Raw genomic sequence first — 8,396 nt, 5'->3', positions numbered from 1 at the left:
CCCGAGTCTGTGGATATAACTTTCAGAACTTCCCCTTCCTTCATCTTCCTCATCGTCTCAGAGGTCATTACAACGGGAAGGGGACAGCTCAATCCCGATAAGTCCAATACCTTATCTTCCTTAATTTTTTCCATAGAATTATATACTAAAGATGTTTGTTCTGCTGTTAAGCCTTTTATTAATGGTGGGGGGATGTACTCCGAAGACCAAGGAAGTTGTATTCAGAAAGAATTACGTGGTTGTGAAAAAAGGGAACTTCGGTCTTTCGGAAAAAGACCTTTACTTTGTAAGGATAAAGGCTATAATCCTTCGCGCGGGTGCAATAAAAAGGAGTGAGGTTGAAGAAGCGATAAAATACTGGCTTGCCAGAAAGGAAAGCCTCACGTATGCCTTTTACCGCATGAAGAGATATGAAAGGTTCATCGTCCCGGTTTTGAGAAAGTATAACCTTCCCGAGGAGCTTAAATATCTTCCCGTAGTTGAGAGTATGTATAACCCATTTGCGGTTTCAAGGAGCGGTGCAGCGGGTATATGGCAACTCATGCCTTCTACCGCAAGACGTTACGGTTTAAAGGTTGAAAGATATTACGACGAGAGGTTTGACCCTATAAAGTCTACGGTCGCGGCAGTAAGATACCTAAGGGATCTTTACAAAGACTTCAGAAATCTTGAGCTCGTTCTCGCGGCATACAACTGCGGTGAGGGTTGTGTAAGAAGAAGGGCAGAGGGAAACTTTTGGCTTTCAAAGGATAAGCTTCCGGAGGAAACAAGAAATTACGTCCCTCTGTTCCTTGCACTCCTCCACATAGCAAAAAATGCGGAAAGATACGGTATATTTATTCCCCCAAAAGTTCAACCGGTTCAAGCCCTTAGGGTAAAAACGTCCCTACCCGTAAAGACCTTCGTAAAGATTTACGGACTAAGGGAATCAACCTTTAGGGATCTAAACCCCCACATAAGGGGAAATCTCATACCTGAAGATGCATACGTTTATATAGAAGAAAGGTATGTTGCGAGAAGAGGTTCCGTGCTACATACTGGCTGGAGGTAAAAGTACACGATTCGGAGAGGATAAGCTCCTATACAAAATAAACGGAAATCGTGTAATAGAAAGGGTTATAAATACCGCAAAAAGGGTTTTTAACGAGGTTTATGTAGTAGCAAAAGATAGGGAAAAGTTCTCCTTTTTAAACGTTCAGATAATTGAGGACGAGAAAAAAGAACAAGCCTCCATAATCGGGCTATACACGGCAATAAAGCACGCAAGGGGGGATAAATGTTTCATACTTTCGGGTGATATTCCTTTAATATCTGAGGAAACCCTTTACTTTATCCTTGAAAACTACGAACCTCCCGTAACAATTGCAAGGACAGGGGAGAAAATACATACTCTTGTTGGTGTTTACTCAAAGAGTGTTCTTAAGACCCTGAAAGAGTTTATAGAAAAAAAGGAGTATAAAATTAACAAGTTCTTAAAACAGATTGGATACAAGGGTGTTGATTTACCTACTCATTTAGAAAAAAGTGTTATAAATCTAAACAGAAAAGAGGACCTTGATAAAGTTATAATGCATATTAAATGAGGAGGCTAATAGGAGTTCTTTTAATATTTTTAATAAGCTGTGCACCGAAAGTAAATTTTTCGGAATACACCATAACCAAATACGATAAACTAATGGCAAAGGGAGATTTACCGAGCTTTATAAAGCATAAAAAGAAGTCCAGAGTTGCGGTTCTTCCCTTCAGAGTTAATACAAGGTTGGCGCGTTCCTGCAGGCTTTCTACAGTTGCCCAAGACACTGTGACCGATATCCTGAGTGAACCGGGAAGCGTTGAGGTGGTTGAACGTTCAGAGGTGGACAAACTAATGGAAGAAGTAAAGTTCAGCCAAGGACTCGGGGGAAGAATAGACACGTCAAAGTTGGCCGAGCTGGCTTCGGATATAAACTACGTCCTTATAGGAAATGTATACATGGCGGAACTGCGGACGAGATATAAACCCAGACGTGAATATTACGATAAGGACGGAAAGAAACACGTTGTGCCTTCGTTGTGTGAGAGAGAGGCAAAATTAGGGTTAAGCATAAGGGTAGTTCGTTTTCCCTCAGGTATGGTAGTAGGAACGCTAAAAGTTAAAAGAAGATTTACTGAGGAAATAACAGGAGTAGAAAGGTGGAAGTGCGAGAACGAAAAAGGATGCGGATTATTAGCTGATGCACTCGTTAAGGCTGTAGAGGAAAAGAAGCAAAAGCTCGGAGAAATGTTCCCGGTTTACGGATACATTTACAGACTTATGACCCATAAGAAGGACCCCGTTAAACGTATAGCCTTTGTAACACTCGGAAAAGGTGATGGCATAGAACCGGGTGATACGTTAAAGATAGTGGAGTTTAGAAAGGTAAAGGACCCGGTAACGGGTAGGTATTTCTACGAAGAGTATGAGATAGGAGAGTGTAAGGTTAGTTCTACAAAGCTTGAATTTGATAAGTCTGTTTGTGTTATAGACGATTTAGAAACCGCGAAGAGGGTTAGAATTAAACACGCCGTAAAGAAATGAAAGAAACGAGAATTGTAAAGTATATAAAGAGCTTGATAAGAAACCATAAATATCTGACTACGGAAGATATAATGCTCCTCCTTGAGAGATACTACAACCTCCCTATAAACGTCCCATCCGTTTACTACAAATACAAGAAAATAATAAGACAGTGTAGACAAGAGGTTTATAAGGAAAGGAGAAAGGCTAAGCGTAAAAAACGTGGAGGTGGAGGTTAAACTCTTTCCTCAGTTTATCCGCAAGGCTGAGGGCAAACTCAACCGCATCCTTTTTTTCATTAAAGAAACCTATCCTGAACCTGTCAAGACTTACCTCAAAAGGTCTTTCCTTGTTTACAGGGTTTGCAAACTTCGGCTTGCTATACTCGTAAACGTCTGCCCATAGGTTTAGCGGACTTATCAGTATAACGTAGCCCCTTCCCTCAAGCTGGGTACTCAAATTATCCTTAACCTTCTTGAAAACCTTATAGTCCTCTTCGTCGTAGAGCTCCTCTTTACAGAAGTTCTTCAGCTCGCTTCCGTAGTAGTTTAATTTCTTGTCCCCTTCAAGTATGTAAAGGTTAACTCCCTTTTCCTTTGAAAGCTCACATAGGCTTTTCAGTATCTTTCCCCATGCTTTCATGTTTAAGATTATCGTATATTCAACCTTGCGATGCAATTTGTATTAAGAGGAATTAAAATACTACTATCAAGGAGGGATGGCAGAGAGCTTGAAGATTATTCTCTACCTGTCCGGAGATGGGCAGGGAGAGAGCTCCTTTATAATTCTCTGCCTCCCTCCTTTCCAGAAAAGCTTTCACTCATAAATTTCTTTGAAAAATCAAAAACAAGGAGGGAGTTGTGAGGAAAATCATAGGTGTTGACGTGTCTAAAAACTTTATCATAGCTTTTGATGGAAAAGCCCACTGGAAGATTACTCTCAAAGATATTCACATCATAGAACGCATTACCGATGAAAACACTATCGTTGTAATGGAACAAACCGGAGCTTATGGGCTAAAATTTGCACAACTCTTTACAAAGCACGGAGCAACCGTTTATTTTGCAGACGGAAAAAGATTTAAAAGGTTCAGAATGGGAAAGAAAACCAAAAAGAGCGATTACATAGACGCTATGTATTTACGCAAATTCTTTTTTGACTTTCCCAAATGGTGTTATCCCTACGATATGAAAAAACATCATATGAGAGCGATAGTCCGCCAGCATATACGAAACAATAAAGACCTTACAAAACATGCAAACCGACTCAAGCAATATTTAGCCATTGTTTTCCCCGAAAAAGACTACTACGAAATGAGACAAAAAACCCTTTACAAATACCTTGACCGGATAGAACGAGAACTAAAAACTTGCCTGCATTATTACAGGGACTTGGCACTTCTGGAGCTTGAAAAATACAGACTTGCCTATGAGTCCAAAGAATACACGGAGAAGGAATTAAAAAACTTTGCCCGCAATTGTGAAGACTGGGAAATTCTAAAGACTTTTCCTAACATGGGAGAAATAACCGCAGCAGTACTTATAGCGTACTATCAGGACATAAGAAAGTTTTCCAATATTGACGCCTTCGTAGGATATATGCTTTCGGGAGTAGAATATGAACAATCAGGACAGATAGAAAAACACAAACCCGATAGAGCCAGAACTGAAATAAAAGCCTTGCTATTCAACATTTACAACCAGTCAAGGAGAAAGAAATCAATATTAAGACCACTTATAGAACTCGTTCATCAACTCAAAAGTGGAAACAAGAAACATGACCACAACCTTAGAGTAATCAAATTCATAGACTTTTACCTGCGTATAATCTGGTACGCCCTAAAATACAGAGTAGACTTTGAAACGGCTCTAAGGATGCGAATACACAATATAGCCAGAGCATACATCAGAGAAGAAAAAACAAACCCGTTCAAAGCAAACGAAATAAGAAGAAGCCTTTTAGCTCACATACAGGTTTTAGTAAATTACAAAGGCTCTGAGAATCACGATATTTCTCTGTCCTGTGAAAGCGGGACAGAGAGAATCAACCTTATTTCAGAGCTATTTAACCACTTTATAAACTTTGCAAAAGTGGAGGGAGAAAAAATTGAAGACAAGGACCCTAACCAAGATAGAACTATCCCGAGAAATAACCCACCGCCTGAGGGAGAAATACCCAAGTCTAACCCTGCGGATTACCGAGGACATCATAACGATGTTCCTCCAATCCTTAAGCGAAAAGGTTCTAAAGGAGGGAGTGACCATCAGGCTGAGACCCTACGGGACATTTACCCGCAAAGAGAGGAAGACACGGAGGATGAAATACCCTATTGAATACGTCCATCTAAAAGCTGGAAAAATGTTTAGGAGGAAGAAAAAAAATGAAAAAACTTAGCCTTACACTTCTGATTTTAGCCCTAACCCATGCAAGAGAGCAGTTAACCGAACCACTGAAAATAGACATTCGGGACACCGACTACATAGCAGTTTACGAATGCAAAGAAGGAAAACTAAAACTCATATGGTATGACCGAGACCTCGAAGAAGACCAAATAAAAGAAATCAAGGAACTGGAAGGCCAACCATGCAAAAAGTAGGGATACTAATATCCCTACTCACAATGAACCTCAGCCTTGCAAACCCCTGTATATACATCGTCAAAAAAATAGCCCCCCAAAAACCGGTCCACCTAAACCTAAAAATAAAAGCCTACCTAAAAGCCCAAAAAGACATAGAAGGAGAAAGCACCTTAGAAGCACCGGTAAACGCAGGTATAAAAATAGAAATCCCCCTTTACGATACAAAAGAAAAATTTGAACTCCAAAAAGAATACCTCCGTTCCCTAAACTTTGCCAGAAAACTCTTAGCGGATTACCTAAGCCTCAGATACGAAGTAGAAGAAATGAAAAAATACATAACCTGGCAATGGCAAAGAGTAAAAGCAGGTATAGAATACAGAAAAGATATCTGGAAAGAACAAATAAAACTAAAACAAAAAGAAGGCCAGCTCCAAGCCCTAAAAATACTCCTGATGAGTGCAGGGATAAAAGAAACCACCCTGAACCGATGCTACCAATACACACTAAAACAAGAACAAAACCAAACAAAAGCAAAGGAGGCCAGAAAATGACATGGCTAACCCATACCTTCTTTGCAGGAACAACCGCGCACATTATAGGCCTCAATCCCGCGCTGGCCATGCTTGGCTCCACCGCCCCTGACTGGACAGAAGACCTATTTGGAATCAACGAACACCGAGGAATAACTCACTACCTCGTGATATGGTTCCCCCTCCTTATATTCACATTCATACTATTCATATACCACTTTCCCTACAGCCACGGCCTTCTATCCTTCATCTACGGAGGGACAACACACCTATTTTTAGACGCCCTCACAAAAACAGGCGTACCCGTTTACAGGGGACAAAGAATAAGAATAGGAGGACTCATAAAAACAGGAAAACCCTCCGAATGGATATTCTTAGCCCTATTAGTGCTATTTTTAACACCACTCATAAAACTGGACGTAAAACTCGGATACTCCCGATACAAAGAAATGTATGAGAAAGGAATAATAGACCTCAGAGAATACAACGAAAGAAAATTCAAAATATGGGAATAAAAGAACTCGAATACCTAATAATAGAACTAAACATACAGCAAAAAGAAGAGAGGAAAGAACTACTCACCGAACTAATAGAGTACTTTGGAAAGAACGACACCCAAATAATCCTAAACATAGCCCTATACTTCAAATATCCCAACCGATACAAATACCTAAAAGACCAGATAATAAAAGCCTTAAGAGAGAGCTAAGAAGAAGATAAAGAAGGAAATCATTTTTTCGCCTGCTCGCTACGCTCGCAGGCGGTAGGCGTGTGTGCTCGCTTACGCTCGCCACACGCATGTGCCCCTTCGGGGCACATCAAAAATTTTAAGTTTCCCCTCTTCACGCCCAACTCCCGACCTCCGACGTGCAACTGGAAAAATAACGTGTAGCCAAAATAAAAGAAAAAGGCGGGCTCGGGCGGGCATTTTTAAAAAAGAAAAAAATAAAAAAACCACTTCCGAAGCTTCCCGAACCACTCAAAACGGACTCGGGAGCTCCCAGAGAAGCAAAAACTCCCCGCAGGGAAAACCTACACCGGAAGCGGGCAGGCCTTCAGGCAAATCAAAACCGACACACCGCAAAAGCTGGACACTGCCCCCGGGCGGAGCAAACAGGCAAAGCCCGTGCAAATACACCACAGCCCTACGGGCAAGTTCACGAAAAAGGGCGGGACCGCACCTCTGGAACGAGCAAGCGGGCAAACAGACACAAACCGCATCACCTAACACTCCCTGCCCTTTCCCTCAGGGAAACAAAACACTCGCGGAGCCCTACCACTCACTACCTTTCCTTTCTGCCACCTGATAAGCTTACCTACTCATGCATAGCGTAATTTTATCTCGTTCTTCTTTTCAGAAGGTCAAGGATTCCGTGTCCTTTAAAAAAAATTTTTTAAAAAAAAGCCTGCTTTGTAATTTTTTAATGCCCGCCCTCGCCCGCCTGCGGGGGGCGTAGCCCCCCGCACCCCCCGCGGGGGCTTCGCCCCCTGCACCCCCAAAGCAGGCTTTTAAAAACTTCACTTTGGCAGTTATTGGGGGGCAAAGCCCCCCAAACCCCCCGGAAAGGACACTCCACAAGCTCGCTTCGCTCGTCCTTGACCTTCACAGACGAGATATCCGAAAACCGCCATGAGTAGGATAGTAGCTTTTGCAGGTGGCAGAAATCTCGGTAGTGAGTGGTATTCCCTGGTTCGTGGTGTTGTTTCCTTCTTTGCGGGCAAGGGCTTTGGTATCGTTGTCGGTGATGCGGTAGGTGCTGATTTTCTCGTTGCCCGTGCTTGCTCAGAGCTTTCCGCTCGGTGCTTGGTGGTGTGTCCGCCCTTTCCCGACCCCTCGCTCTCCTTCGTGGCCAGCGGGCGTGTTCCGCCCGGTGTGGTGCTGGCCTGTGCACTCGTTCCTCCTCACCTTCCCCTCCGCCGTCGTCTTTCTGCCCGCACCCGTGTGGTGGCTTCCTTCTCCCGCTTTGGCGTTGCCTTCGGTGGCGGTCGTGGCACCCTCGGCGTGTTTGCCCGCTCCATCCTTCGCAGGGGCGGGCGTGTTCTGTGGTTTCCCTGCGACTCTTCGCTCTTCTCCCTTCGCTCCTTCTCCCTCGCTCCAGCATCTTCCGTGGAGCTTGCGGGCTTCTCGGGCTACTTCCTCACCCTTCGGGAGTAGCCCCTCACCTCGCGAAGGAATAAATTTCAACACTAAAGATGAAATACAAAAAAGGAACAAAGGTTTACCACTACAAACTTGGGAGAAAAGAAAGCTTCACTGTCTTAGAAGATGAGGGCACGAAAGTAAAAATACAGGACAAAAACGGAATAATCCTTACAGTCCCAAAACAAGCCCTAAAACTTGCGAACCAATACCGGGACTAATGCATTTCTCAATTGAGAAGTAGGTAAATTTTTTTAGCTACCACTTGAGCGTAGAAGACTAAAATTTTAGGGACTTTGAAGGGGCTTTGAGGAAGTGGAGATTTACATTTTTGAAGGAGATTATTTTTTCACCTGCTCGCTTCGCTCGCAGGTGGTAGGTGCCCCCAGCTCGCTACGCTCGCGGGGGCACATGCGGCCTGACGGCCGCATCAAAAAAAGAACCCACCACCAAAGCCCCCCACCACCCACCCTGAATTTGAAACCCTCACGGAAACCAGTCCCCTCTCCAATTTTTTTTAGCGGTGTGGTAAGTTTCAGGTGTACCCTCACACGGCCGACCTTCGGTCGGCCGATGGGGGAGGGGGGACTCCCTGCCCTTCGGGCAGAGGTT

At 43.4% G+C, this 8,396-nt stretch carries 13 protein-coding genes and 1 pseudogene; 12 read left to right on the top strand and 2 right to left on the bottom strand.

The features are described 5' to 3' along the window. The coding region (locus ACWB1W_RS07090; RefSeq protein ID WP_479370679.1) for a sulfurtransferase TusA family protein at positions 1 to 134 on the bottom strand (134 nt) is incomplete at its 3' end. A gap of 17 nt (positions 135 to 151) precedes the next feature. On the opposite strand from ACWB1W_RS07090, the gene ACWB1W_RS07085 reads away from it, so the two are divergent. From ACWB1W_RS07085 to ACWB1W_RS07070, 4 genes are read left to right on the top strand one after another with little or no spacing between them, the layout of a single operon-like run. Next, positions 152 to 1,051: a lytic transglycosylase domain-containing protein gene (locus tag ACWB1W_RS07085; RefSeq protein ID WP_479370678.1), complete on the top strand. Its 900-nt coding sequence runs from the start codon at positions 152 to 154 to the stop codon at positions 1,049 to 1,051. Next, complete coding sequence (mobA, locus tag ACWB1W_RS07080; RefSeq protein ID WP_479370677.1) at positions 1,008 to 1,583, top strand: molybdenum cofactor guanylyltransferase MobA; 576 nt, start codon at positions 1,008 to 1,010, stop codon at positions 1,581 to 1,583. Before ACWB1W_RS07085 ends, mobA begins: the two co-directional genes overlap by 44 nt. Continuing rightward, a complete protein-coding gene (locus ACWB1W_RS07075) occupies positions 1,580 to 2,557 on the top strand; it encodes a CsgG/HfaB family protein (RefSeq protein ID WP_479370676.1) in 978 nt (325 codons plus the stop codon). Before mobA ends, ACWB1W_RS07075 begins: the two co-directional genes overlap by 4 nt. After that, positions 2,554 to 2,775, top strand: a complete 222-nt coding sequence (locus ACWB1W_RS07070; protein ID WP_479370675.1) for a hypothetical protein — start codon at positions 2,554 to 2,556, stop codon at positions 2,773 to 2,775. The genes ACWB1W_RS07075 and ACWB1W_RS07070 overlap by 4 nt, the downstream gene beginning before the upstream one ends. Here the strand turns inward: ACWB1W_RS07070 and ACWB1W_RS07065 are convergent. Then, a complete protein-coding gene (locus tag ACWB1W_RS07065) occupies positions 2,744 to 3,178 on the bottom strand; it encodes a hypothetical protein (RefSeq protein ID WP_479370674.1) in 435 nt (144 codons plus the stop codon). The genes ACWB1W_RS07070 and ACWB1W_RS07065 overlap by 32 nt on opposite strands. A gap of 30 nt (positions 3,179 to 3,208) precedes the next feature. Between ACWB1W_RS07065 and ACWB1W_RS07060 the strand changes: the two genes are divergently transcribed. The 8 genes and pseudogenes from ACWB1W_RS07060 to ACWB1W_RS07025 all read left to right on the top strand — a co-directional run bounded on the left by ACWB1W_RS07060 (position 3,209) and on the right by ACWB1W_RS07025 (position 8,005). Continuing rightward, positions 3,209 to 3,400, top strand: coding sequence for a hypothetical protein (locus tag ACWB1W_RS07060; protein ID WP_479370673.1), 192 nt, complete (start codon positions 3,209 to 3,211; stop codon positions 3,398 to 3,400). Then, positions 3,397 to 4,245: pseudogene (locus tag ACWB1W_RS07055) on the top strand (IS110 family transposase); the annotation flags it as partial. The gene ACWB1W_RS07060 and the pseudogene ACWB1W_RS07055, both read left to right, overlap by 4 nt. A gap of 373 nt (positions 4,246 to 4,618) precedes the next feature. After that, positions 4,619 to 4,930, top strand: a complete 312-nt coding sequence (locus ACWB1W_RS07050; protein WP_479370672.1) for an HU family DNA-binding protein — start codon at positions 4,619 to 4,621, stop codon at positions 4,928 to 4,930. Continuing rightward, positions 4,917 to 5,132, top strand: coding sequence for a hypothetical protein (locus ACWB1W_RS07045; RefSeq protein WP_479370671.1), 216 nt, complete (start codon positions 4,917 to 4,919; stop codon positions 5,130 to 5,132). Before ACWB1W_RS07050 ends, ACWB1W_RS07045 begins: the two co-directional genes overlap by 14 nt. Beyond that, positions 5,120 to 5,665, top strand: coding sequence for a hypothetical protein (locus ACWB1W_RS07040; RefSeq protein ID WP_479370670.1), 546 nt, complete (start codon positions 5,120 to 5,122; stop codon positions 5,663 to 5,665). The genes ACWB1W_RS07045 and ACWB1W_RS07040 overlap by 13 nt, the downstream gene beginning before the upstream one ends. Beyond that, complete coding sequence (locus tag ACWB1W_RS07035; protein ID WP_479370669.1) at positions 5,662 to 6,159, top strand: metal-dependent hydrolase; 498 nt, start codon at positions 5,662 to 5,664, stop codon at positions 6,157 to 6,159. The genes ACWB1W_RS07040 and ACWB1W_RS07035 overlap by 4 nt, the downstream gene beginning before the upstream one ends. Beyond that, positions 6,150 to 6,353, top strand: coding sequence for a hypothetical protein (locus ACWB1W_RS07030; protein WP_479370668.1), 204 nt, complete (start codon positions 6,150 to 6,152; stop codon positions 6,351 to 6,353). Before ACWB1W_RS07035 ends, ACWB1W_RS07030 begins: the two co-directional genes overlap by 10 nt. A gap of 1,484 nt (positions 6,354 to 7,837) precedes the next feature. Further along, positions 7,838 to 8,005 (top strand): hypothetical protein, encoded by a 168-nt coding sequence (locus ACWB1W_RS07025; RefSeq protein WP_479370667.1) that lies wholly within the window; start codon positions 7,838 to 7,840, stop codon positions 8,003 to 8,005. Positions 8,006 to 8,396: the final 391 nt, after the last annotated feature.

The sequence above is a fragment of the Aquifex sp. genome, from assembly GCF_056494385.1.
Note: the sequence above shows the minus strand (reverse complement) of the source record. Positions and strands in the feature narration are given on the sequence as shown.